The organism is Paenibacillus sp. J2R1T-4 (assembly GCF_059692235.1).
This window is the reverse complement of record NZ_JCAUBA010000028.1, coordinates 21,875-45,278: the sequence shown is the minus strand read 5'-3', so window position 1 is coordinate 45,278 and position 23,404 is coordinate 21,875. Positions and strand designations below refer to the sequence as shown.

General features: G+C 47.8%; 21 protein-coding genes. 2 read left to right on the top strand and 19 right to left on the bottom strand.

Going from position 1 to position 23,404, the window contains the following annotated elements; genetic code table 11:
- Window positions 1-904 precede the first annotated feature (904 nt).
- The 8 genes from AC58QD_RS29860 to AC58QD_RS29825 form a co-directional block, all read right to left on the bottom strand.
- Window positions 905-1,813: a dihydrodipicolinate synthase family protein gene (locus AC58QD_RS29860; RefSeq protein ID WP_497338696.1), complete on the bottom strand. Its 909-nt coding sequence runs from the start codon at window positions 1,811-1,813 to the stop codon at window positions 905-907.
- A gap of 52 nt (window positions 1,814-1,865) precedes the next feature.
- Window positions 1,866-4,010 carry a tail fiber domain-containing protein gene (locus AC58QD_RS29855; RefSeq protein ID WP_497338695.1) on the bottom strand — a complete coding sequence of 715 codons (2,145 nt, stop codon included), beginning with the start codon at window positions 4,008-4,010 and terminating at the stop codon, window positions 1,866-1,868.
- 32 nt (window positions 4,011-4,042) lie between these two features.
- Complete coding sequence (locus AC58QD_RS29850) at window positions 4,043-4,969, bottom strand: nucleoside hydrolase (protein WP_497338694.1); 927 nt, start codon at window positions 4,967-4,969, stop codon at window positions 4,043-4,045.
- Window positions 4,969-7,341 carry a helix-turn-helix domain-containing protein gene (locus AC58QD_RS29845; RefSeq protein WP_497338693.1) on the bottom strand — a complete coding sequence of 791 codons (2,373 nt, stop codon included), beginning with the start codon at window positions 7,339-7,341 and terminating at the stop codon, window positions 4,969-4,971. The genes AC58QD_RS29850 and AC58QD_RS29845 overlap by 1 nt, the downstream gene beginning before the upstream one ends.
- Before the next feature lie 26 nt (window positions 7,342-7,367).
- Window positions 7,368-8,483, bottom strand: a complete 1,116-nt coding sequence (locus AC58QD_RS29840) for an exo-alpha-sialidase (protein ID WP_497338692.1) — start codon at window positions 8,481-8,483, stop codon at window positions 7,368-7,370.
- Window positions 8,480-10,030 carry an extracellular solute-binding protein gene (locus tag AC58QD_RS29835; RefSeq protein ID WP_497338691.1) on the bottom strand — a complete coding sequence of 517 codons (1,551 nt, stop codon included), beginning with the start codon at window positions 10,028-10,030 and terminating at the stop codon, window positions 8,480-8,482. Before AC58QD_RS29835 ends, AC58QD_RS29840 begins: the two co-directional genes overlap by 4 nt.
- A gap of 82 nt (window positions 10,031-10,112) precedes the next feature.
- Window positions 10,113-10,991, bottom strand: a complete 879-nt coding sequence (locus AC58QD_RS29830) for a carbohydrate ABC transporter permease (RefSeq protein ID WP_497338690.1) — start codon at window positions 10,989-10,991, stop codon at window positions 10,113-10,115.
- 13 nt (window positions 10,992-11,004) lie between these two features.
- The gene (locus AC58QD_RS29825; protein ID WP_497338689.1) at window positions 11,005-11,907 is read right to left on the bottom strand and encodes an ABC transporter permease; all 903 of its coding nucleotides are present in this window, start codon (window positions 11,905-11,907) and stop codon (window positions 11,005-11,007) included.
- A gap of 309 nt (window positions 11,908-12,216) precedes the next feature.
- Here AC58QD_RS29825 and rbsK point away from each other — a divergent pair, with 309 nt between their 5' ends.
- Complete coding sequence (gene rbsK, locus AC58QD_RS29820) at window positions 12,217-13,116, top strand: ribokinase (protein ID WP_497338688.1); 900 nt, start codon at window positions 12,217-12,219, stop codon at window positions 13,114-13,116.
- A gap of 493 nt (window positions 13,117-13,609) precedes the next feature.
- On the opposite strand, the gene AC58QD_RS29815 is transcribed toward rbsK, so the two are convergent.
- The 4 genes from AC58QD_RS29815 to AC58QD_RS29800 form a co-directional block, all read right to left on the bottom strand.
- Window positions 13,610-15,220 (bottom strand): copper amine oxidase N-terminal domain-containing protein, encoded by a 1,611-nt coding sequence (locus AC58QD_RS29815; protein WP_497338687.1) that lies wholly within the window; start codon window positions 15,218-15,220, stop codon window positions 13,610-13,612.
- Window positions 15,221-15,420: 200 nt separating this feature from the next.
- A complete protein-coding gene (locus tag AC58QD_RS29810) occupies window positions 15,421-16,191 on the bottom strand; it encodes a hypothetical protein (RefSeq protein WP_497338686.1) in 771 nt (256 codons plus the stop codon).
- Between the two features lie 116 nt (window positions 16,192-16,307).
- Window positions 16,308-16,688, bottom strand: a complete 381-nt coding sequence (locus AC58QD_RS29805; protein ID WP_497338685.1) for a type II toxin-antitoxin system VapC family toxin — start codon at window positions 16,686-16,688, stop codon at window positions 16,308-16,310.
- An 11-nt stretch (window positions 16,689-16,699) separates the two neighbouring features.
- A complete protein-coding gene (locus AC58QD_RS29800; protein WP_497338716.1) occupies window positions 16,700-17,512 on the bottom strand; it encodes a phytanoyl-CoA dioxygenase family protein in 813 nt (270 codons plus the stop codon).
- A gap of 138 nt (window positions 17,513-17,650) precedes the next feature.
- Between AC58QD_RS29800 and AC58QD_RS29795 the strand changes: the two genes are divergently transcribed.
- Window positions 17,651-18,442 (top strand): helix-turn-helix domain-containing protein, encoded by a 792-nt coding sequence (locus AC58QD_RS29795; protein ID WP_497338684.1) that lies wholly within the window; start codon window positions 17,651-17,653, stop codon window positions 18,440-18,442.
- Window positions 18,443-18,934: 492 nt separating this feature from the next.
- Here AC58QD_RS29795 and AC58QD_RS29790 read toward each other — a convergent pair whose 3' ends face one another.
- The 7 genes from AC58QD_RS29790 to AC58QD_RS29760 form a co-directional block, all read right to left on the bottom strand.
- Window positions 18,935-19,138 (bottom strand): hypothetical protein, encoded by a 204-nt coding sequence (locus AC58QD_RS29790; RefSeq protein WP_497338683.1) that lies wholly within the window; start codon window positions 19,136-19,138, stop codon window positions 18,935-18,937.
- A 110-nt stretch (window positions 19,139-19,248) separates the two neighbouring features.
- Window positions 19,249-20,535 carry a molybdopterin molybdotransferase MoeA gene (locus AC58QD_RS29785; RefSeq protein ID WP_497338682.1) on the bottom strand — a complete coding sequence of 429 codons (1,287 nt, stop codon included), beginning with the start codon at window positions 20,533-20,535 and terminating at the stop codon, window positions 19,249-19,251.
- 16 nt (window positions 20,536-20,551) lie between these two features.
- On the bottom strand, window positions 20,552-20,845 hold the full coding sequence (locus tag AC58QD_RS29780; protein ID WP_497338681.1) for a hypothetical protein: 294 nt from the start codon (window positions 20,843-20,845) through the stop codon (window positions 20,552-20,554).
- A 2-nt stretch (window positions 20,846-20,847) separates the two neighbouring features.
- Entirely contained in the window at window positions 20,848-21,186 is a 339-nt protein-coding gene (locus AC58QD_RS29775; protein ID WP_497338680.1) for a hypothetical protein, read from the bottom strand.
- A complete protein-coding gene (locus tag AC58QD_RS29770; protein ID WP_497338678.1) occupies window positions 21,187-22,701 on the bottom strand; it encodes an MFS transporter in 1,515 nt (504 codons plus the stop codon).
- Window positions 22,694-22,885 carry a hypothetical protein gene (locus AC58QD_RS29765; protein ID WP_497338677.1) on the bottom strand — a complete coding sequence of 64 codons (192 nt, stop codon included), beginning with the start codon at window positions 22,883-22,885 and terminating at the stop codon, window positions 22,694-22,696. Before AC58QD_RS29765 ends, AC58QD_RS29770 begins: the two co-directional genes overlap by 8 nt.
- The gene (locus tag AC58QD_RS29760) at window positions 22,869-23,402 is read right to left on the bottom strand and encodes a Rieske 2Fe-2S domain-containing protein (RefSeq protein WP_497338676.1); all 534 of its coding nucleotides are present in this window, start codon (window positions 23,400-23,402) and stop codon (window positions 22,869-22,871) included. The genes AC58QD_RS29765 and AC58QD_RS29760 overlap by 17 nt, the downstream gene beginning before the upstream one ends.
- Between the last annotated feature and the right edge of the window lie 2 nt (window positions 23,403-23,404).

Genomic DNA, 23,404 nt, shown 5'->3' with positions numbered 1-23,404 from the left:
TCCTCCAACTCTATCTATTTCCCCAACATTACCCACCTCCCTTACTTTACCAAATATTTCTGTTTCTTGCACATGTACTGGAATGCTTAGCAGCGTTTCACGATTTCGGACGAGCCTTGGCGTTTGAAATCAGTTAAGCGCGTAGGAGGGCAGAATGATGGGGAAAAACCAACCATTTCAGGACTTAGATGTCGAAGAATTGTACAGCTAAACCTAAAAAAACCTCAAAACTTACCCTAACACGATCTTATCTCGTCTAAATGAGCCTTGTATGTCGAAATGATCTACATCTAGACGGGGAAACATGCAAAAACGGCCTGTCTGTATAAATCATCGACAACTACTTTATCTCGATAAAGTAATCCTCTACAAATGGCCGAGGTTCATCGGTAATCCTTGGGATTAGTTAATCAAACTGTTACTACTTTGGTCTCGATTGCACGAATTCGTTGTGTGATTCCCACCTTACTCAAGCACAAAATTACTCTTTTTCCTTCTCCACTTCTGCGTATTGTGGCCAGTTTGGATTATAGTGGCAAGCCGTTTACAGATAAGCCATCTTACTACTGGCTATATGGGCCATTTCATCGCTCAGGAACTAATTAGCCAACCTGACTATCCCTTATTTCCTCATTGTTACCCGATTTTCCTCAGAATCAGGCCAATAACCAGTGGTAAAACAGGCTATCCCAGAAAAAACTGTCTTCTCCACACAAATAACCTATACTGGCAATGGCTATCGATCTCCACAAGACCTAAGTAGAAACGGTTTGGTTTACGATTAGTAAGGTTTGCTTTACGGCGTCTTGAAAAGGGTTCGTCCCCCTAACATAACTTACTAACAACAAAAAAGAGGCGGAACAATTCCCCCGCCTCAAAAATTAAATCCGAACCAAAAACTCATCTACATGTGATGCATTTCGCTCAATCGTTTGACTTGCTCCAACAGGAGACGTTCCTGCGGCTGTTCAGGGGAATGCGTATTCACCCGGCAGTACGGCTCCAGCATAACACCGTTCATCCGGAGGTACCGCTTAGCATTGGCCGGATAGTTGTGCAGCTCAATGAGAGAAGCCGGTCCGAGGAAGCTTTGCAGTCGCTCCGCCCTCTCAGGATCGCTGTTCCAATGGTTCGTCAGCCATACGTAAAGCTCCGGATGAAAATTCGCCATAACACCGCTGAAGCCAGCCGCACCCAGGCGTAGCGAATGGAGCAACGTAGCCGAGTTGGCGTTAAAAACTTTCAGACTGCTGCCTCGCACAGCTTCCAGCTTCCGGTTCAACTGCTCCGGGTCGCAGCAGGTATCTTTCAGGAACTTAAACCGTCCCGTATCAGAGCACCAACGAAGCAATTCCGGGGATAGCAGCCGTTTATACGGATAAGGGCATTCATATACCCCGAAATTCACATCCGGAATCTGCTTCAAGATCGTTTCCGCATGGGCTTTCCATACGTCTTCGCCCTCATCCTGCCGTGCTAGCCGGTTGCTAACGAGCACGAAAGCAGCGATGCCGGTAGCCGAGATCTGCCGGATTTCCTCCAGCTGCTCCTCGATCGTATCTCCTGTATGGCCTGACGCGATGACCGGGACCCTGCCTGCGGCCTTCGCCACGACAAACCGTGCGAGCTCCACTCTCTCGTCAAGCGATAAGTAGAACATTTCGCTGGACTGGCATACGGCAAACAACCCGTGAACCCCCTGCTCCAAATACCATTCAATTAAAGCCTCAAGACCTTTGTAATCAATCTTGTTATTTTCAGTGAACGGGGTCAGCATCGTGGGCCAAACCCCGTTCGGAATTGTATCATTCATCTGCGTCCCCGCCTTCTGCCTGCGCTCACAGGCTGCCTAACCTAACCACATGTCACCCTTGGTTTCGCATCGTCAAAGAACTTAATTCCTGATCCAGCGCAATCACCTTGTTCGACAGCTCCTGAACTGCCTTGATAAGCGGAGCGACGAACTCCTCATACCGCAGGCCCTGCTTTCTCGTCACCTGATCTTCTGTCCATCCGGCAAAATCGCCAATTCCAAGCGATGTCAGCGTCTCTTTCACCTCTTGCGCGATTAATCCGTAATGCGGTCGGTTGAATCTGTGGCGGATTGTCCGCTCGACAGCAGTCTGCTCGCCGTTTGCCCCGTCAATCATTTCCGTAGTGGTCGAGTCGTAATCTTTAAATTTATAGGAAACAGGACGCAATGCATTTATAAAAGACAATCCGAGGTCGCTGACCTGTATATCCACTTTATCTCGAGCATCCGAAGTAACAATCGTAGGGGATCCCGCATAAATGGATTTCCAACGGTTTGACATCGAGCCTAATGTATATTCATTGTCGTTTATCGGAGTGAGCTGCTTTGTTTGTACCGTCTCACCGTTCAAGTAAAAGGAGTTAGCGCGCCATTCCATTTGGGAGACAGTCGTTCCTGAACGGGTGACCAGCTCGTAATTAACGATTCCACCATCCGCATCGTTCAGAATTTGCCTGTTGAAGACACCGGCGTTAACGTTCCATTTCCAATTTTTCTGATCCGCAGCACCGTCCGTTTCCCGCATCATCATATAGGGCTGCTTGCTCTCCAGTTGCAAATCTTTTTGCACTAGAGAGATCCGGCTTTTATCGACAGTCCCGTATTCATACTTCGTCCAACCGTTGGAAAACACATGCGTGCCGATCACGCAGTCTCTCGTATTGTTCTGAAAGCTGAAGCCAATGCCGGAGACACCTTGGAAATTAGTCCCGTCATACAGGTTCTGCGGACAATTGTCGAGATAAATACCGTAATCCAGCCCAAGTCCCGGAGTTAACCCATCACAGCTTAATGCCCCGCAGTTCTTGAAATGGAAGCCGTAAGCGGTGCCAGAAAAATTCGTGACACTCGTATCCGCCTGCGCGCGAATGTTGCTGATCCAGGTTTTATTAACTTGCTCCAGCTTAAACCCGTACCAGTCCCCTCCGTGATCATAGCCGGACTTGTGTCGACCAACCGCCACATTATGAATGGCCGTCCAGGACCGGTTGTTTAAATGAAGGCAAACCCGTTGGGAATTGAATAGGCTGTCATGAATGCGGCCTTCCGAGAATACTGTAGTTCCAGTTGACAGGAGACCCTCGTAGGAGTGCGCAATATCCACATTCGATATGAAAAAGAAGACGCGATTGCCGATCTCAATCCCTCTTTTGACCCCATGTGTCGTGATTCCGCTCACTCTGACAGATAGTATGCCGCCTGCAGCGGACATTTTCAGAAAAGTATGGTCAGGCTGAGCTTGCGGGTCGATCCCAGTCTGATATACGCCAACCGCATCGATCTCTTCGATATACGCTCCCCAACAGTCACCCATCAGAATGCAGGTTTCCCAGCCATAATCGTATACAAAACCGGAAGTGATCTGCTGCAATTGATTCCCCCGAAACTCCAGACCTCTAAAGAAATATCTTACCCGGTATGTGTAGTACAGCGAGGAATCGACCGGAGTTGAAATCGCATGCCGCCCGTGAGCCCCTCTGCACATTAGAGTCATATGCTCTACTCCGGCTTCCCGTCCAACGATCGTCTCCGACTGAAAGACGAACCCATCCAATCCGGCCATCTGATCAAACACGATGGTTGTTCGGCCGCTTCCTTCGCCGACCAGTCGGATGGAAGGAACCGACAACGTGGACGTAATTCTGTAAGTTCCAGCCGGGAAAACAACGTTGCTTCCGTCAGCCGAATTCAAGGCCGTCTGTATCGCAGCGGTATCGTCTGCGACGCCGTCCCCCTTCGCCCCGAAATCCTTGACGTTAATCCAGTCTTCCCCTCTCAAAGGGTGATCCGGGTGATCCGGGCGGGAGGACTGCCCGTACACGGAGCCTGTCACGGAATTGTCCTTTGCATAGGCAGATTGCAAAGCGTTCCCGCGTAGCAGCTCCCCGGCCGCCAATGCGGCACCCGCCATCCCGAGTCCGGCCAAAAACTTTCTTCTATCAATAGGTTGTTCGTTCTTATCCTTTTCAATGTTCATGTATACACGCCTCCGTTCGTTTTGTGTTTACATTACTTGGACAGAGCTTGAACTTTCCGGAATAAATCTCCAAAGATGCGGTCGCGGTTCACGCCGTTAGCGCATCGAATAAAAGGACGGCTCGAATCGAAGCTCCACCGGTACATATCGGAGCTCGTGATGATTGGACTATGCACAAGACTGGATGGAACCCAATTGGGCTCAACCAACCAAGCGACAGCAGACAAATCCCATATGACTCGCGAATAAGCATAATGATCCTTGCGGCACTGCTCGAACGTTCTGAACAAATAATCTCCCACGGGTCCTTGATGCCTCAAGAACCGTTCTGTCTCCGCCAATGTGGTGAGAAGGTGCGATGCCGCTCCATGGCAAGGAATCCATACTAACGGCACTCCGCAATCAAATACGATTCGGGCAGCATGCACGTCCTGCCGCAGGTTGAATTCATGGCAGTTGGGCCAGTACAAGGCGTGGCCCCCAAGCCAAACGACAACGATCTTCTCGCGAATACGGGGCTCGAGCAGGAGGGCTGACGCCACATTCGTAATGGCTCCTATAGCGACGACATATAGCGGGTCTGCATCCGTTGAAGCTAAGGCGCGTTCGATCAAATCGGACACAGCTTCACTTGCCACCGGGGTCAAGGCATCCGGCAAGAAACGGTTGGAGCCTTTGAATGCAAAGCCTGTGGGCGACAGGTCCAGCAGTTCGAGTATTTTTTCAATTTCCTTATAGCTTTTCTCCATTCCGTCCTCGGGACCGTCGGACATCGCGTTGTGAAAAGGAGCCGCATATATGGCCTCAACCTGCAACCTCTCTGGAGAAGCCAAAGCATATACGACGGCAAATTGATCATCAATTTCGTTGTACGTATCCGTATCCAGCACCATCCGGACCTTGCCGGAAGGCGGTTTTAACCTGTTCAATAGGGTGTCTGCAGGGAGTGCTGACAGCATTATCCTAAACCTCCATCCTCATATAAAGCTGACTGTTTGCTGCGGTTGCGCGCTTCCGATATACGATAGCTTTGGGGCGTGACACCTTCCGTTTTTTTGAATATACGCAGGAAAGTAGTCCGGCTGTAGATGCCCACTTTGTCGCCAATCTCACTGATTGCCAGATCCGTCTCGACCAAAAGCTGCTTCGCCCGGTTGACCCGAACCATGTTCATATACTGGGTAATGTTCATTCCTGTCTTTTCCTTGAATATCCTGGAAACGTATTTCGGAGATACGCCTAACCGGTCTGAAATGCTTTCCAGGTAAAGCTCACGGTCGTATTCAGTTTCGATAATTTCTGTAATAGCGGAAATCAGCGTGTTAGTCTTGTTGGTTTGTTGACGGGTATACAGCTCGAGTGCGAGATGATTATAAAATTCAAGCAGCGCTTCCTTCTTTTGGTCAAGCTCCAAAGGCAGCCCGTTGGAATCGCTAAGCAGCTTGTGCAGCTCCTCGGTTACCAGACGATCGCGTTCCAATCCATGCTCCAGAATAAACCTCAATCCCGTACGGTACACCTCTGTAATCCAAATGCCCAGAGTATGGGCCGAAGCCCCGCGGGTCTCATGCTGAACAATCAGTTGGGCGATTTTCTCCCTCAAGGCTGGTTCTCCTGCTTTCAGCATGTTTAACAGCTTGATTTCGTCCGTAAACGAATACACGACGCTAGGGCGAATATCGAGCCGATCATACGGGATAATCTCGCAATCCCGGGTGTTGTCGGCATACTGCAGCGCTACGATCGATTCCTTATAAGATTCGGCGATCCCCTTCAGGTCCTTATGGACTTGACCTATTCCGACGTGGACGATGCAATATTGAAAGTCAAATTGGAATGTTTGCATGAAGCTGTCCAACGCTTTGCGCAGCCCGGCTTCATCATTATGGTAATCACCCGGCTCGATAACGCAGACGTAAAGGTGACGCGTGCATTCCAGCACGTAAAGTCGAAAGTGCTCGCTCAAGAAACTCCAGATCAGCTTCTTAAGCTTGCTCCAGACAACAATGCGGTCTTCGTCCTGAATTTGTTCATAGAAGGCGTCTTTGAACTGAAAGTGAATGCTGCAGCAGCGATACCGATCCCCTGCAAACCCAAGACGCTCATGGAACAACCGATGAAGCTCCGTGTCGTTAGGAAGCTCGCGATTATTCAACAAATGCAGCAGTGCCTGATCCATATACTCCAGCCATACGTTTTTCAATTGCCGCTCGAATTTCATATTGTGCCGAACCAGTCTGCGGATGCCGATTCCGATTTCGTCAAAGTCATTGGCCGCCTGCTCTGGAGAGTCGATCGTTTCGCCGGGATCTGTGAGCGCATCCTTGATCCGCTGAATTGGCGTGTACAGCTTAAAGGCAAAGATGAAGGAAAACAACAAACCGATGACGACCAGGACGAGACAAATGACAACGATCATACGCAAAATACCGCTTGCTTGACGATTGAACTCACTGACAGGTGTCAAGGAGTAGAGCTTCCAGCCATATAAGCTCGACTGGACATAAGAAACAATATATGACGTTTCTCCCATGGACAACTCCGCACTGCCTGGATCATCGGTGGGAAACGTCTCCGCCAATTGGCTGGTTGAGGCAATGGGCTTGCCTTCCTCATCCTTGGGTCCGAGCACAACCCGACCGTATCCATCCAAGGCGACGAATTGGGTGGTAGGAAACGGCGCATAGCCACTTAGCTTTCTCTGCAAGACATCCACAGAGATATTGGCGACAAGTATTGCATTATAGCCTCGCACCAAACGGCTTATAATTACCGGAACGACCTTTTTGACAGACTGAGTCGTATGCATGGAAGTGGGTTCCAGGATCTCAATTATTTGATCCGATTGGATCGTTCGTTTCCAATAATCGGCCCCGAACGTATCGTAGTTGGCGGTATGCTCGAAGAATGAATCGAAATCATCAACGCCTGAAGTCGTATATACTCTCTCGTGATCAATGAACATGAACAAGTCTTCGGCAAATTCGGTCAGTATCGCCCCGGTCCGCTTCAGGCTCTGCAAAATATCAGTCAAGTTGGCCCGATCGGCTAACGTATACTGGGCGTCTGGCTTAAGCAGCCGGTTCACGGATGCTTCGCTGAAAAAGCTGATTCCCGCCTCCTGAACCGTCCGCAAATGCGCATCAACCAAATCCGCCGATATTTGCAGGCTCATTCTGGCGTTCGCTGCAAAGTCTTGCTTGTATTTGCTCACGAAATTGGCATATGTAACGATGCCTATGATGACGATAGGAATGAGGAGAGACAAGAAATACAGCAGGATTCTATAAAACAGCCGGTTGGCTGGCATCAAACTCGTCATCCGCTTCATCGTTGTTCCCTCCCAAAGCCTATTGTTTATAACGTTTCGATCGGCACGCGAAGCGCATGTACACTTTCCTTGCAAACCGAGTAGATCACATGAAGATATCCGTCGTGCACCAACGTGTGGGGGTACCCATAGTCGCCGCCCTTGTACATTCCCTGAAACAACCGTTCACACGGTTCATTTTTCAGAATGAAATGGCGGTTGAACAGCATCCCGTCGAGCGACAGTGACAGAACCAATGGATTGCGCTTCCCTCGAGGCTCAGGATCGGGTGTGCCGACATAATAAATCGTCCCGTTCGGTAATCGCCCGAAATGAAATTTGCTATTATTATCGGAAAATCCAGTCGGCAGCGGATTCGACCAGCTCATTCCATCATCAGCGCTGCGTGTTACCCAGAGGGTGCGGCTGTTGCTTCTCAGCAGCATATGAAGGATTCCATCGGTCGTTTGATAGAACGAACCTTCACATAGTCCGACTGGCCAATTGCGCGCTTCCTTAACTCGCCAGAACGACTCGGAATCGTCGCATAATATTCCAGCCATCTCTGGAGGGTATATGCCCGATTGAACCCAATTTGCAAGACCTGCAGGATCGTCCGAATAAGGAAACATAATATTGCCGCTTATGATCAGCCTACCCGATTGTGTCTGCTGAGGTCCGTGATTCGGGATGATAGGCACATGCAGCGGGATCGGCTTGCTCCAGCTCATTCCGTCTGTTGTTGTAACGGCATACAGGGAAGTATTCATATGTCCCTTATCCCCGCTTTTGCGAGTGTTGTTCTCCAGATGCTCCGGTCGATATTCGTACTGTCCATAATAGACGACTAACGTATCGCCGTGTTGGTGAAATCCAGCTGCAGTCAGTACCAAATCGGAATGTAACCCCCGAGCAGTATCCACTAAAGGCTGGGGCGGCGACCAATGAAGGAAATCATCCGAGACCGCCATTTGCACCCGTTGACCAACATCGTCTTCGTTAATCCTCCCATTCGACCAGACTGCATAATATTTGCCCTTGAAGAAGGCAATATGAGCATGGTGGGAATAAGACCAATCAGACTCGGCTGCAGGCGTATAAATAGAAACCGTTTCGACCTGCAGTTTGGGGCGTTTCCGATCGTTTAATGTATTGGTAATCATTTTTTCACTCTTCCGAGAGCCGAATTGTATATTTTCTCAAGTTCAGGCACACCGTTATCATTCAATGCTTTTACGAAAGCCTCAAACTCGGAAAGCGGCTTAGACCCCATGATGAACTTCACAACGTCGGCCGTGATTGGACTCAATTTGGAGTTGATTTGCTTGATCTTCTCGTTCTCTTCATCCGTAAAAGGCGGCTTTAACGACGGTGCACGGTTCTTCGAGCCGGGATCCTTGTCGATTTGCTCTCCCCAACGCACCAGATCGGGATTGGAAACTTGAATGATCGGTGTTTCATCTACATGCGGCGCAAGACTCAAATATCCCGCCCCCAGCTCTGACAGCATGGCCCTCGCCGGATCGGCAGCTGCTTTATATTTATCAAGGACGCTTGGAAGCAATTTGGGCTTACCGCCTGCTAACTCATAGGTTTCGCCGAGCACACCGAAGTTGGTAACCTGCATACCCTCGTCGCTATATAGCCAATCGTAGAACTTGACGACTGCCGCGGGATCCTTGACCTTGGAGCTGATCGCGTATAATTCCGAAATCCATCCGGCCTTCGGGTAAGCGAATCCTCTAACCTTGCTCTGGCTGTTCGTAAAGTACGGGATCAGATCAAGTATCGCTTCCTTATTCTGCTGCTGCAGAGCCTGGTTAAAGTTAACGGCGAACGTGTTGTTGTCGAAAAAGAAGAACGCTTTGCCGGCGCTCAGCTTCTCCGCCCACTTTTGCTGTGTGTTAACGGAAAAGTCTGGGTCGAGCAGCTTCTCGCTGTAAAGCTTATTCAAATAAGTAAGCACTTCTTTGAATACGGGCTTGTTGGTCCCATATACATAGGAGCCGCCCTGCACATCGTGATCGAAATACATCCCGTAGCCGCCGCCCATACCGTAAGAGACTGCATCCAGAAAGGAACCCATCCCTCGTGACGTCCATGGTGTCGAATCCGGATAAGCCTCCTTCAGCTTTTTTAATACCTGATACAACTCTTCAAAGGATGTTGGCGTTTTCAAATTATGCTTTTTCAGCAAATCCGTTCGGATCATCGGTGCTTTTCCGGCCGAAAGCTGGTTTTGGGCGGTAATCGGAAAGCCGTACAGCTTGCCGTCGATCAGCAATTTGTTCGTTTCCGGATTTTCTACCAGTCGCTTCTTAAGATTTGGAGCCTGATCCAAGTAATCGGAAATAGTAAGGAAGATTCCGGTTTTGGCGTATTGGTTGAGATCGTTTTGATCAATTAGAATAATGTCCGGAATATTGTTCGTACCGATGAGAACCTGTTTCTTCTCGTTATAGTTGCTTTGCGGTACCCCTTCTACCTGAAGCTTGACGCCCATTTTTTTAGCGATTTCCTTTAATACCGGCGTATCCTGCTTGAGGGCCTGGGAAGGATGCTCATAGCGGATCATCTTCAGAGACATTTCCTTTCGGCTTTCCGTGGAGGAAGGCTCCCCTTCGCTCGTTTTGGCTGTGCAGCCGGAGATTAGTGCTGCGGCCAAAGTGATGGAGACAATTAAGTTGACCCTCATTCGTTTGTTGGACATGTTACCCCTCCATTATCCTTATTATTGTAACAGCTAACCAATGAACTTAAAATGCCTGTACTGCTGATAATGCCTGTAGCTTCTACCCCTTCAAAGAGCCGATCATCACCCCCTTGATGAAGTATTTTTGAATAAACGGGTAGACGGCGATGATAGGTGCAACCACAATCATGATGACGGCGTATTTGATGTTCGTTGACGTGACTGCCGCGTATGGCCCGCTTAGCTCCTGGCTTTGCTCCGACATTTGGCCCATTACGACGATGTTGCGCAGCAATATTTGCACCGGATACTTCGCCTTTTCATCTAAATAAATCAAGGCAGGGAAAAAGCTGTTCCAGTGGCCTACTGCATAAAACATCGAAATGGTTGCAATAATCGGCAATGAAAGGGGCAATACGATTCTCCATAACACTAGCCATTCATTCGCCCCGTCCATGCGGGCAGATTCGAACAGCTCGTTCGGGAGGCCTTGAAAAAAAGTTCGCATCACGATCATGTTCCAAGCGCTGATTGCACCTGGCACAATGAGGGCCCACATCGTATTCATCATGTGCAGCTTTTGCACAAGCAAGTAACTTGGAATCAATCCCCCGCTGAAAAACATCGTAAATACAATCATCAGAGTAAAAAAGCTTTTTCCGTAAAATTCCTTCTTGGAGAGCGGGTAAGCGCACAGGATGGTGCAGCACAAATTGACAAGAGTGCCTACACTTGTATACAAAATCGTGTTTCCATAGGACCGGAGGATCGCTGAATCATGAAGCAGCAAGCGATAGGTGTCCAAATTCGGACCGACTGGCCAAAAATTCACTTCCCCTCTCAAAACGGAATGTCCGTCGCTGATGGAAACAACGAATATATGATATAGCGGATAAAACGTTACGAAAATCAGCCCGATCATAAAAAGGATGTTGAATGTGTCGAACGCTTGGGATCCGATGCTTTGACGGATTCTCACAGGAGCTCCTCCTTCACCATAAACTTGTCTCACTGACTTTTTTGCTGATCCGGTTGGCCGCGGTCAAGAACAGTACAGCCACGATGGAGTTGAACAAGCCTACTGCTGTTGCATAGCTGAAGTCGCTGGAAATGAGTCCCCGGCGGTAGACATGAAGAGAAATAACATCAGAAGCAGGTTGATTGGAACCGTTGGACAGCAGCAACACTTTTTCGAACGACACGTGCATCACCGCTCCTATATTGAACAAAAGCAGAATGATGATCGTTGGCGCTATGCCTGGGAGCGTAATGTGCAGCATTTGCTTCCAACGGTTGGCCCCGTCGATGACTGCAGCCTCGTATAATTGAGAATCCACGGCAGTTAAGGCCGCCAAATAAATGATCGATCCCCAACCGATCCCCTGCCAAATTTCGGATCCAATGTAGATCGTTCGAAACCATTCCGGCAACATTAGAAAATGAACAGCGTCGACCCCGAAGAGGCCAAGAAAACGGTTAATGATTCCGTCATAGGCCATGAAATTCACAATAATCCCAACAACGACTACAGTGGACAAAAAGTGCGGCAAATAGCTGACCGTTTGAACGAACCGTTTAAACATTTGATGCTTCAGCTCGTTCAGAAGCAGGGCCAGCACAATCGGGGCCGGAAACGAAAACAAAATATGGTACAGTCCGATCAGCAGCGTATTTTTGAGCAGCTTGTAAAAATAAGGATCGCTAAGAAACTGTTTGAAATATTGTGTCCCGACCCATGGGCTCTCGAATACGCCCTGGAACACGTTGTACTTTTTGAAAGCGATTAAGATCCCGAACAACGGGATGTAATGAAACACGGCAAAGTAAACAAATGGAATCAAAAACATGGCATAATAGTACTTGCTTTTCAGAATCGAATTAACGATAGTTACCACTCCCCCCTAATCTGCTCTATCTTGTCTTGACGACCACCTCGAGGCACAGCCAGGATTTGTCGACAGGTTCAGTATAAACATGCAAAGATCCGAATTCCCATAACCAATACTTGCTCGAATGAATCATTCCTCCACTTTGACGAATGTTTCAAGTTTCTACTTGGAAGCATTTAACCACTTTACGGCGTTTTGGGGGGTTGAAACGGGAATCCGTTGAAGGAAAGGATTGATATTCACGAATAACTCCTTTACACTACATCTGTCATTCAATGGGATAATAAAATGAGATCTGGAAGCGGGGGGATTCGTTTGCGCAAGCCAAAGATCGTTGTCGTGGGAAGTTTGAACATGGATATGGTAGTGTCCGTGAACCGGATGCCGACCGTGGGAGAAACGCTTCAAGGCTCGGCAATTCATTACATGCCGGGAGGCAAGGGAGCGAATCAGGCGGTTGCATGCGCAAGGTTAGGAGCTGAAGTCTCCATGATCGGAGTAGTGGGTCGAGATCTATTCGGAGAACAATTGCTCCGCAATTTATTAGACAATGGGATTGATGTATCGGCTATCCGGTATGCCGACGAGGTACCGACGGGTACCGCAACCGTGCTCCATACGCCCGAAGACAACTGTATCGTGGTCGTTTCCGGAGCTAACGGTCAATGTGTGGAAGAGGATATAGAGAAACATCGATCATTAATAGAAGCAGCCGATCTGCTGCTGGTGCAGCTGGAGATTCCTTTGAAGACGGTGGAGTACGCTCTGCGCATTGCCCGTGAATATGGCGTCCTTACCGTATTAAATCCGGCTCCGGCTCAGCCGCTTTCCTTAGAACTGCTGCACAACGCTGATTACGTGACCCCTAATGAAACCGAGCTCATGCAAATGTCAGGGTGTGAATTCAAAGGTCTGGATGAGCTTGCAGCCCTTCTCTCTGAATGGGAGCTGCGCAACAAACATAGACTGATCTTGACCCGAGGTGAGAAGGGCTGCGCTTATTTGGACAACGGGGAACTCTGTACCGTACCCGCCAATAAGGTTAGCGTCGTTGATACAACGGGGGCGGGGGACGCCTTCAACGGCGGACTATGCTTCGGTATCGCGTCCGGCTGGGCATTGGGCGAGGCCATAGCCTTCGCAGTAAAAGCAGCCGGGAAGTCGGTAACGAAGCTCGGCGCCCAAGCGGGCATGCCCTATTGGGCGGAGCTTTAGCAGCAAATATCTCTCTTCATGCCCCTTTCTGATTCACTTTAGCGAGTAGATGTATACCATTTCGACATCTACTTTACCTCGCTAAAGGAATTCTCAGCAAAGGACCGGAATTCATCGATAGATCCTTTGGATTAGTGGTACCTCGCCTACAGATAAGCCATGTTACTACTGCCTTTTTGGGCCATTTCATCGCTCAGACACTAATTAGCCAATTTGACTATCCCTTATTTCCGCAATTTGAGCCGATATTCCTCAAAGCTAGCCAAATAACCAATAGTAAAATAGTCTATCCCAGAAAGAACCGTCTTTTCCGCCCAAATTGCCTATACTAGCACTGGCTAAATGATCTCCACGATCCTAAGTAGTAACAGGAAACATACTAATTTGTCCTCTAACCGAGCCGCGGGGCGATTAGTAAACTCACCTTAACTAATGCTAGCAGACACCAAAAAACTGTCGGCTGTACCGACAGTTTCTAGGCCAAGCAGTGAAGCTATTGGATTTTAGTTAGCTTGATTTCGGGATCACCTTGTTTTCGAGTAAGCTCCCAGTTCAAGCTCTTAGCAACAAATTCTGCGGGTAGAACGGCTCGCCCGTCCTGGTTGATGGATACGACCGAACCGACTACTTTCTGGTCACCATTGTGGTCCATGAGGTCTTTGCCTACCCAAAAGGTTTGCAGATCAGCACCGAACTCCACTACAATCGAATGGTTCTGTTCGTACCAGTATACTTTGGCTCCCATCGCTTCGTACACATAGCGTAACGGGAGGAACAGCTTGCCGTCAATAACCGTTGGCACTGTATCCATCATCGTGGTTTGGGTGTCCACCGTGATGTCTTTGCTCTCGATATGCATCCAGATGCTTGTTAACTTAGGCTCCACTTTGGGAACTTGGAACATAGCATTCTTCTGAGCAACAATGGCCGAACTCAGAGCTTCCCCTACACTGAACATGAACTTGTATCCTTCACGTATTGTTTTGTAGGCCGTATCATACATTCTCGCTGAATATTGGTCAAAAGCGAGCTGTACTTGGTCCTCATGCTTGCGAATCGACTCTTGGGCAACGCCCTCCGGTAACTTGCCCTCTGTAGCAGAGCCCAAGAATGCGCCGAATTCAGTCACGAATTGATTGATTTTTTGCTTGGATTCGGTTAACGCCGTGCTGTTGCCTGACTTCACCGCTTTCACGATTTCGCTTTGAGCATTAATGTGATTCATAGTCCAAATTCTCACGAACTTATCCGCACCGTCTGCCCCGTATACGGAAGCGATGGCCGCTTTGAAATCCGCTGTGTTATTAGCCTCAGCTTGAACCCAAACGTTAGCATCTTTGCCGTTGTCTAGTTCTTTCTGCATCTGCGTTATGGATAGAGCCAGATGCTCGGAAGCCAATCGGTTCAATGTAGATCTCAGCTCTGCAGCCAGTGTATCCGGGGTGGAGTTGTCGAATTTGGCTGGCATTTGCTTGGTAATCGCTGTGGATAATGCCTTGCTGATCGCAAACATTTCCTTGAATCCCTCGCGGTACGTTTGGAGAGCGCCACTGTAATCACCCGCTACATACCGATCAAAGGTTAATTGAACTTGTTGTTCATGCTTCCGTACGGCATCTTGAGCCGCTTGCTCTGGAAGCATTCCGCCAGTTGCAGTGACTAGTAGCTTGGAGAAATCAACGATGAAGTTCTGCACCTGCGCCTTAGCGTCGGCAACTGCTTGTGTGTTGCCTGCTTTCATCCCCTTGACCAGATCGTCAGTTGCTTTGTTATGTGCCCGGAAAATCTGGGTGAACTTAGCTGCAGCCTCAATCCCATACAAGGATGCGATCGCGGGCTCCATGTCCAATGCGTTCTGATCCAATGCCTGGTAAGCATTGCTTGCATCTGACGAGCCATCATACGCTTTGGTCATGGCTGCCACTGCCAATACAAAATGCTCGGAGAGCAGATGATCCAGGCTTACCCTTAGCTCCACTGCCTTCGAGTGAACCGTTGCTTGTTCTACGACGGTAGCTGCATTCGTGACCGACGGTACTGTCGGAAGTAATAGGGATAAACTTAATAAAGGCACTAACAGCTTGTTCCTCATCTTCATACTCATTTCACTCTCCTCATGTTATGTACGCCCCTTGGGCTATTACGCTCTACAAAATGTATATACACCGTAATTTACCAGTTTCAAACACTTTCCCTCAAAAGATTCAAACCTGAATATCCTGTCTAATATATATGTTAAAAATACAAAAAACCTTGCTCTCCATGTACTTGGAGAGCAAGGTTCTTCTAGAGAAAAATGAAAGATCAAAACAAAATGCGAGACTTGTCGGGATGGTTCTGCTGCCAATCCGCTACCTCTTGCTCATGTCGACACAGCTTACCTTGATAACGCAGTCCGCCATGAGAAATATTGATGCTGCAAGCCGCTTGTTCAGATGCTTCAACCCAATGCGGAGTTAAGAAAGTATTCCACAAGCACGTCCCGGTGGTCATTGTATATGTTAGCTCGTCCGCTTCCGTGATTCCTTCAGGACGCTGAATGCCTTTCGCGTGAATACGTGTCTCGAGCGGAGCCCAGCGCTCTGGATCCTTCAGCCCTGAGAATAGCTTCGTTCCATGCGTTTGCCATGCCATTACCTGTGAGTAGTCCATGTGATAGTTAGTCGCGCAACGAGGCCCGCTCATGAACAGGATCGGATAACATCGGGTCCATGTGAAGCCGGCTTCCCGGAGCGCCTGCATCCAAGGCTCCATAACCTGCTCCTCGAAGCCCTCTAACAATTGACCGGGTCCATAAAACTTCTGCAGCTTGAAATGGGCCAATGCAAAAGAGGCATGTACCGCTTCATCAAGAGGCAATTGCCGGAATGATTCCGTGATATCTGCTAATTCGAGTGTATTACTCTTCACTCCTGGCGTAATTCTGGTCTCCGGATCGTTCCGCAATGTGTCGACAATTCTTTCCATGGAAGGCATGTTGTAAGAGAATGGTATGCATTCGCCATCTAACAGGAAGTTAAGCACGCCATCCCAGGATTGCTGAAACTGTTGCCATGTGCTGACCGTCTTGTGCATCTTGGTTACCCCTCTCGAGCCTGAAATAGGTCCCTCTCATCTAACCTTAGTCCAATCCTATTCAGAATAACAAGGACCGACCGCACAAGCAATGAGAAATTTGGAAAAGGTAGAAGTTACCCCTCTCGGATCTGAATGATGTCCAACTCACTCAGCTCTAGCCTAATCCAGGCTCTATCAGTAGTGACAACTGGAAGCTGAAGCTTCAAACCAAGAGCAATACAAGCACGGTCTCCAAGAGACAAGCCTGACTTTCGAGTTGCTGTCCGCAAATCACCAACCGCAATCGCATCATCTGCATCAAAATTAATAATCTCCATTCCAGCTAGGTGCAAATAGGAGAGTGTCTGGTCTGGGGGAGCTCCGAGTTCAGCTTGCTTCGAGATCACTTCCGCTGCATTCACAGCTGAGATCAATGTTCCCTCCATCAGCATTTCGCTGACTCGTTCAGCCCCCGGTTCCCTGTTCATCCACGCTAACACGGCTGATGCATCCAATATGACCTCGCTTATCCATTCTCCGTTCCTTCAAGCTCTTTCAATGGAACCATAGACGCTTTTGGGACATAGTGCATGAACGGATTCTCGTCTATGACGCCTAACAGCTGCTTCCGATAAGGACCGGCCTGTTCAATCAGCCGCGCCGAGGACGTACGGTAATCGATCGGTCGCATCCAGATTGGACTGTACCCAAGAAACAATTGGCGTCTCGTATGCGTGGAATGATTAGGTGCAGCGGAATGCCATAGGTTCTGTGCGAACACAAAAAGATCACCTGGCTTGCCGCAAATCTGCAGTTCATCTGCAAGGGTATGCCTTGAATCTGGGAACTCAGGTTGGTAGGGGCGATTGTGCGAGCCTGGGACAATCTTGGTGTTCCCTCGGTCCGGTTCAGACATGTCGCTCAGGATATAGCAGGTCTTGATATAGTATAACGGCGTAATTCCCGAGATCGATGGAAATTGTGGATGAGGACCGTCCTGATGCCAGTTAATGAAGCTGTGCGTCTCCGTAATCAAGTCCTCCGGGTTAGGCTTGCGGATCGTCAGATGGGATATATGCAGTTGAATATTATAGCCAAGTAATTGAACAACGAGCGGCAGCACCGCTGGTTCATCGATGAGCGAAGCTATTTCGTCATGACGCTCCACGCTATTGTAAATATTGTAGGTAAGCGACTCAGGCTCCTGACTCAGGATTTCGTCAATTGCAGCATTTAACCGCGATACACGTTCCTCCGACAAAACTCCCCGCAGCAGCAAATAGCCGTCTTTCTCGAATTGCTTTTTGTATTCAGAGCCTTCCAGACCGGTCACAGGAATCCATCCTTTCCTAATCAAATCGTTAAGATCGCATTCGAATCGTTTATACAATATTTATTTTATTTCTAGCGCTTTTCTTTTAAAATACACAATACTATAATATTTCTTATACAAAATTTAAAATAATGGAGTTGCAGAATGGTTGAAGCATGGGAGTTGATTCCTCACATTAAGTATCATATCTACGTTGAAAATGCGGAACGATTCATGCTTGATCAAGCTGCGTATGAGGATTGGATACTATTTATCGTGGAAGACGGCAGCTTCGCGTTCGAATTCGATCACATAAGAGGAGTTGCTGCGAATGGGGATCTTGTCATTTGTCCTCCCAACCATGTCTTTCATCGGAGAGCGCTGACTTTATTGTCTTTTCATTTCATCATATTTGACTGGTCACCTGACATAGAATCGGCCAAGACAACCTTTAATCCATTTCCCAATGGCAAGTTTCATATTCGGGATTCTCAGCGTCTGCAGTCCACCCTTACTTTGCTCCGATCCCTATCAGGAAAGCAAGATTCGTTCTCGGTACGAAGGAAGAATCATCTGCTCGAAGACCTGTGGCTCACCTATATGTCCAATGATATGGAGCTTGCGCCCAATGCAGATGACCCGCTAATGAATCAAGCGCTGCGAAGCATCCAGCAACGGGCACTCGGTAAACTCAGCCTGAGTACATTAGCTAAAGAGCTTCAGTTGAGCCCTGCCCAGTTAACCCAAAAGTTCACTCTGCGATTCGGTAAAAATCCCATGGGTTATATCACGGAGCTGCGTTTACAAAAAGCTCAGGCTCTGCTGAGAGAAACGAATTTGACCTTAGCCGGTATTGCTTCTCGCTGCGGCTACGATAATGAGTATTATTTGAGTAGAATATTCAAACTCAAGCTAGGAATGACTCCCTCCGAATACCGCTACGTATCGCGTCTTTAAGTGGAATTAGAGGGATGCCTTGAGAACCAAAAAAACCTGACCGGAAGTTCACCGATCAGGCCCTCTGGCGAAGGAATTCAGTTTGGAGGGTGGGAGGTCAACGAGGTGGGCCACGATTGTTGTTGTGCTTGGGTTCCCTTGATTATAAGTTTAGAGGTAGGCCCCCAACCACAAAGGCAACCACTTCGTTTCTCCGCTCCATTGTGGAGATCGATAGCCATTGCCAGTATAGGTTATTTGTGTGGAGAAGACAGTTTTTTCTGGTATAGCCTGTTTTACTACTGGTTATTGGCCTGATTCTGAGGAAAATCGGGTAACAATGAGGAAATAAGGGATAGTCAGGTTGGCTAATTAGTGCCTGAGCGATGAAATGGCCATATAGCCAGTAGTAAGATGGCTTATCTGTAAACGGCTTGCCACTATAATCCAAACTCACCTTTGCTAAAGCAGTGGCCGCCGATGTCACCATGTGACTACAGCTTTCATAGAAGTTTAAAGTGCGTAAACGAATAGAAGTACTACGAAAAGTGCCGTTCCTACGACATAAAACACGGTTTGCAGCCATAAATTCCGACCCGTGCGATTCGTATAGGAGCTGCCTTCTTCCTTATTCGCAGGTGAGAAACCGACCGACAGTGTCGTAATAAGAGAACCGACAATGAGAAGGACTACAATACTAATAACAATGTATAACATTGGGAACACATCCTTTGGTCATTGATTCACCATCTGTTTACATTGTAACAGTGCCTGGACCAAAGAATTGTGATCTAAATCACAGTTCTAATAACCACCTACATTTAACTTTACCCCACTACATATCCCCGCTGCGATTCTCGCAGTTTAATGATCTTCACCAATTCTCCCGCAAGTAACCCCCGCCCTCCAGGCGGGATGACGATTAAACAATCGGAATCCCTGATCGATATAGTACTGCTGGATTGATCCAGTCCTGCCTGTCTTACATATACCTTACCTTCTTCTGTGTAACTAATGCCGCGGACGAAGCGAGGGTAGGCGTTGACCTTTGTAAAATCCTCGCTGATAAAAGCAGTCGTCTCCTTCGGGAAACAATCCTTCCTACCCTGCATACCATCAATTACAGGTCGGACGAACAATTCAAACCCTACAAAGCAAGCACCCGGGTTACCAGAGAGGGCAAAAAGAAGCTTATCCTTCCACACCCCTACGGTTGTTGGACTCCCTGGCCGCATGGTGACCTTGTTAAAGAGCATCGTACCTTGCCAGTTCTTGAATAGATCGGCCATTATATCATAATCACCAACCGAAACTCCGCCTGTCGTTATTACAAAATCAGCAATTGAATACGCCTCCGAAATTTTATATTTTGCTAGATCGATCTCATCGGGAATCGACCCCATTAGAATAGGAGTTCCACCTGCATCCCATACCTGTGCAGCGAGCATATACGTATTACTGTTGCGGATTTTTCCTGGCTGAAGCGGCTCATCTATACTCAGCAACTCTGACCCCGTTGCGAAGATGGCTACTTGAGGACGTTTGTAGACGGGTACAATGCCATGCCCGAACGTCGCTAACAAAGCAACCTCTCCTGCTCCTAATCTTCTCCCGCTTTCCAGTACATCGTCGCCTTCCATCAGCTCTAAGCCGATGGGAGTAACGTTAAGATTTGGCTTCAGCTCTTTTTGGATTGATACATACTTTTTGCCATCTTGTTCGAAGGATTCCGTCATCTCCAACATGACGACTGTGTCTGCCCCTTCCGGAACCATTGCTCCAGTCATAATCCTCGATGCGCAAGCCCTTGTTATCTCTCTCGCAGGCGTCGAACCGCATGGAATGTTCTCGATTACTTCCAATACAACGGGGCTGTCAGAAGACACACCGGCGGTTGATTCAGCTTGTATAGCAAAGCCATCCATTCCGGAACGGCGAAAATGCGGCATGTTATGCGTTGCCGTAATATTTTTGGCCAGCCTTCTGCCGAAGGCATTCTCTAATCGGATGTCCTCCATGACGCCATCTCGAATCCATTCATTGATTTTCTGCTGCGCTTCTTCCACTTGAATGGCTTTTCGCCGGAAGCGGTCTGAGCTTTCTGGGTGATTCATTTAGGAACCTCCTGCATCACTTGGAATCTTCGAAATATACCCAGTATATCAGCTTTGCTTCTAAGTCATGAGAAACAAAATGTTCGCCCGTAGCGCTTTTTTCCAGCTTTGTTAGAGATTCATCGAAAATAGGGATGGACAAAAACTGAGCAGCATTCAAGTAAAATTGCAACCCTTTCCGGTCATCCGCCAGTGCCACCTTAAACAAGGAATAAGGCTTGGGCTTCGTCTGTTCTTCTCCTGATCGATCCTCAATCCACAGCTTTATCGGTTGTCCTGCATATTTGGATAATATTTGTTCCCATTCCATGATTATACCCCTACTCTACTCTCATTTTTACCGCAATGACTGCACCCCGTATGCTCCTCTTTTACATCTAGCTGTATCCGGTATCCTTGCAGCCAATTAAGAAATTGCGGCTTTGCATGATTTTCAAGGAAAAGAGCGACATCCTCTTCCTTCTCCCAGTTGCCTATTCCACTGACCTCCGCGATTACGTATTCCAACTGATCCTCCTGCCTGGCCTCCGTATACCAGCTCGACTTCCCAGAAAATAAACTTTCTAAGTGCTGCTCAACAGACTCTTTGAAGGGATCTGCCTGACCTTTTTCCCGAATGAAGCATAGATCCATAAAAAACTCTGCCCTCACTTAGCTCACATCCTTAGTTTGCTTAAGCTCTGTCATATCACTAAACATGCCAGCAAAGCACTTGATCTCCCCTGCTTCATTACGAATGCCATTAATAATTAGCCACTCTAAATACACTTCTCCATTTTTACGGCGATTCCATATTTCTCCTTGCCAGTGACCTGTTTCTCTCAGAGATGCCCACATCCTGCTATAAAATACGGAATCCTGTTTGCCTGATTTGAGGAAGTTCGGTGTTCTACCAACAGCTTCTTCTGCCTTATATCCAGTAACCTCAGTAAAAGAATCATTAACAGATTGGATGACGCCTTTCAAATCCGTAACCATGATGCCCTGAGTCGTCTGCCTGATAATATTCGTGGTTAGACTTAATTTATCTTGATAGAACATCCATATAACGAGAATTAAACTTGCTAACGCAACCTGAGACAGAGCCATAAAACCAATCGCATAATGTCCCGTCAATTTAAAGATTAAAGTTAACATCAGAGGTGGAAAAAATCCTCCCAGCCCCCCCATAGCCGATATAATCCCGTTAGCGATCCCTGCTTGCTTGGAGAAATAAAGCGGAACCAGCTTAAAGATTGTGCCATTCCCGGTTCCAGCACATAAGGCAATCGTTAAACATCCTACGGTGTATGTTTCAATAGATGGAGCGAACGATAACAGCACGGCTGAGATGGTTAGTCCACCGAATACAAACATGAGAATCTTGAATGGATTCCATTTGTCCCCCATCCAGCCCCCAACGGGTCTCATTAGTGTTGCCATTACAATGAAGCCGGCGGTGCGAAGCCCTGCATCTACTTTGGTTAACTCGAAATGAGAGACCAAGAAATTAGGCAAGTACACCGTGAAGGCGACGAAGGAGCCGAACGTAATGAAGTAAAATAAGCAGAGCAGCCATAATTTCTCATTCCGATATATGCCTTTGATCTGATCAGATAAAGAAGTGACTACTTTAGGTTCATTCTTGTCGCCGAATACAAAGTTCAAGGCAATAAATATGCCCAGGAGCACTGTATAGAGCAGCACTGTCTTTTCCCATCCTAGAAAGCTTGCCGCTACTGGAGCCGAGAAGGCGGTAAGAGCAGTACCCAGATTACCAATCCCGTAGATTCCGTTGACAAATCCATGGCGTTCCTTTGGGTAATACTTCGGCAGAGAGGTAACCCCGACGGAAAATACGGCTCCCCCTACACCGAGGAAAAGTCCTCCAATAATTAGATCCGCGAAGGAGTTCGCCATGCTGACCCAATACACCGGTGCAAGCAAAATAATAAAACTGATCACAAACAGCTTCCGTGCACCATATCGATTCGTCCAATACCCTACCGGGATCCGTAAGATAGAACCGAATAATACCGGAATGGCGGTTACCCAAGCTAATTGCCCCGCACTAAGCTGAATGTCTTCTTTGATATAAGGAACCAAGGAAGAAAGAATGACCCAAACCATAAAACCAAGTATTAGACTAAAAGTTTGTAGAGGCAGCTGCAGCTTTTTGCTATCCATGGTCTCTCACCTCTTTTCTGTAAATGTATAAGGCAATAGGGAACAAGATCACATTGCATGCTGCAAAAAAGAGAACACGCTCATAATTTTGATAAAAATAATAGTTAACCGTGTACTGCGTACAGACGATATTAAGCAGGAGCACAAGACTCAGCAGAATGACACCCCTATACTTTCGTTTCATACCGCTTCACTCCCGTTGCATAAATGGCATCGTCTTCAACCGCTACTACAATTTCAGGAAGCGGTCTTCTAGGAGGACCTGCTGTTGGTTCACCTGACTTCGGATCGAAGAACCCGTGGTGGCAGGGACAAATCATTTGTTCTTCCTCCCGACTCCAGAAGACGGGGCATTTCAAATGCGTACACGCATTCTGATAAGCCTTGTATTCATTGTCACCTAAGCGGATCAGCAGAGCCGAATCATGCTCGCTCGGATAAGCGAACTCTAACGCATCTCCTACCTTCAATGAACGAATATCGGCGATTTTAGTCTTAGGATGGCTTTTGCCGCCAAATCCCATCAGTTCTTTAGCCGCAAGAGCCCCCCAGGGAAGGGTCGAAACCGCGAATACTCCTGCCCCTCCGGCCATTATTTTCATAAAACTGCGTCGATCAAGGCTTCTTTCGTTGTCCTTGTGGATGTTATGCTTATAATTATCTTCGTTGAAGGAAACTTTATTATTTTTATCCTTATCCATAG

Bases quoted from the DNA above. Each gene is read 5' to 3' on its own strand.
- AC58QD_RS29860 (WP_497338696.1), bottom strand. From the start codon at position 1,813: ATGAATGATACAATTCCGAACGGGGTTTGGCCCACGATGCTGACCCCG.
- AC58QD_RS29855 (WP_497338695.1), bottom strand. From the start codon at position 4,010: ATGAACATTGAAAAGGATAAGAACGAACAACCTATTGATAGAAGAAAG.
- AC58QD_RS29850 (WP_497338694.1), bottom strand. From the start codon at position 4,969: ATGCTGTCAGCACTCCCTGCAGACACCCTATTGAACAGGTTAAAACCG.
- AC58QD_RS29845 (WP_497338693.1), bottom strand. From the start codon at position 7,341: ATGAAGCGGATGACGAGTTTGATGCCAGCCAACCGGCTGTTTTATAGA.
- AC58QD_RS29840 (WP_497338692.1), bottom strand. From the start codon at position 8,483: ATGATTACCAATACATTAAACGATCGGAAACGCCCCAAACTGCAGGTC.
- AC58QD_RS29835 (WP_497338691.1), bottom strand. From the start codon at position 10,030: ATGTCCAACAAACGAATGAGGGTCAACTTAATTGTCTCCATCACTTTG.
- AC58QD_RS29815 (WP_497338687.1), bottom strand. From the start codon at position 15,220: ATGAGTATGAAGATGAGGAACAAGCTGTTAGTGCCTTTATTAAGTTTA.
- AC58QD_RS29810 (WP_497338686.1), bottom strand. From the start codon at position 16,191: ATGCACAAGACGGTCAGCACATGGCAACAGTTTCAGCAATCCTGGGAT.
- AC58QD_RS29795 (WP_497338684.1), top strand. From the start codon at position 17,651: ATGGTTGAAGCATGGGAGTTGATTCCTCACATTAAGTATCATATCTAC.
- AC58QD_RS29790 (WP_497338683.1), bottom strand. From the start codon at position 19,138: ATGTTATACATTGTTATTAGTATTGTAGTCCTTCTCATTGTCGGTTCT.
- AC58QD_RS29785 (WP_497338682.1), bottom strand. From the start codon at position 20,535: ATGAATCACCCAGAAAGCTCAGACCGCTTCCGGCGAAAAGCCATTCAA.
- AC58QD_RS29780 (WP_497338681.1), bottom strand. From the start codon at position 20,845: ATGGAATGGGAACAAATATTATCCAAATATGCAGGACAACCGATAAAG.
- AC58QD_RS29770 (WP_497338678.1), bottom strand. From the start codon at position 22,701: ATGGATAGCAAAAAGCTGCAGCTGCCTCTACAAACTTTTAGTCTAATA.
- AC58QD_RS29765 (WP_497338677.1), bottom strand. From the start codon at position 22,885: ATGAAACGAAAGTATAGGGGTGTCATTCTGCTGAGTCTTGTGCTCCTG.
- AC58QD_RS29760 (WP_497338676.1), bottom strand. From the start codon at position 23,402: ATGGATAAGGATAAAAATAATAAAGTTTCCTTCAACGAAGATAATTAT.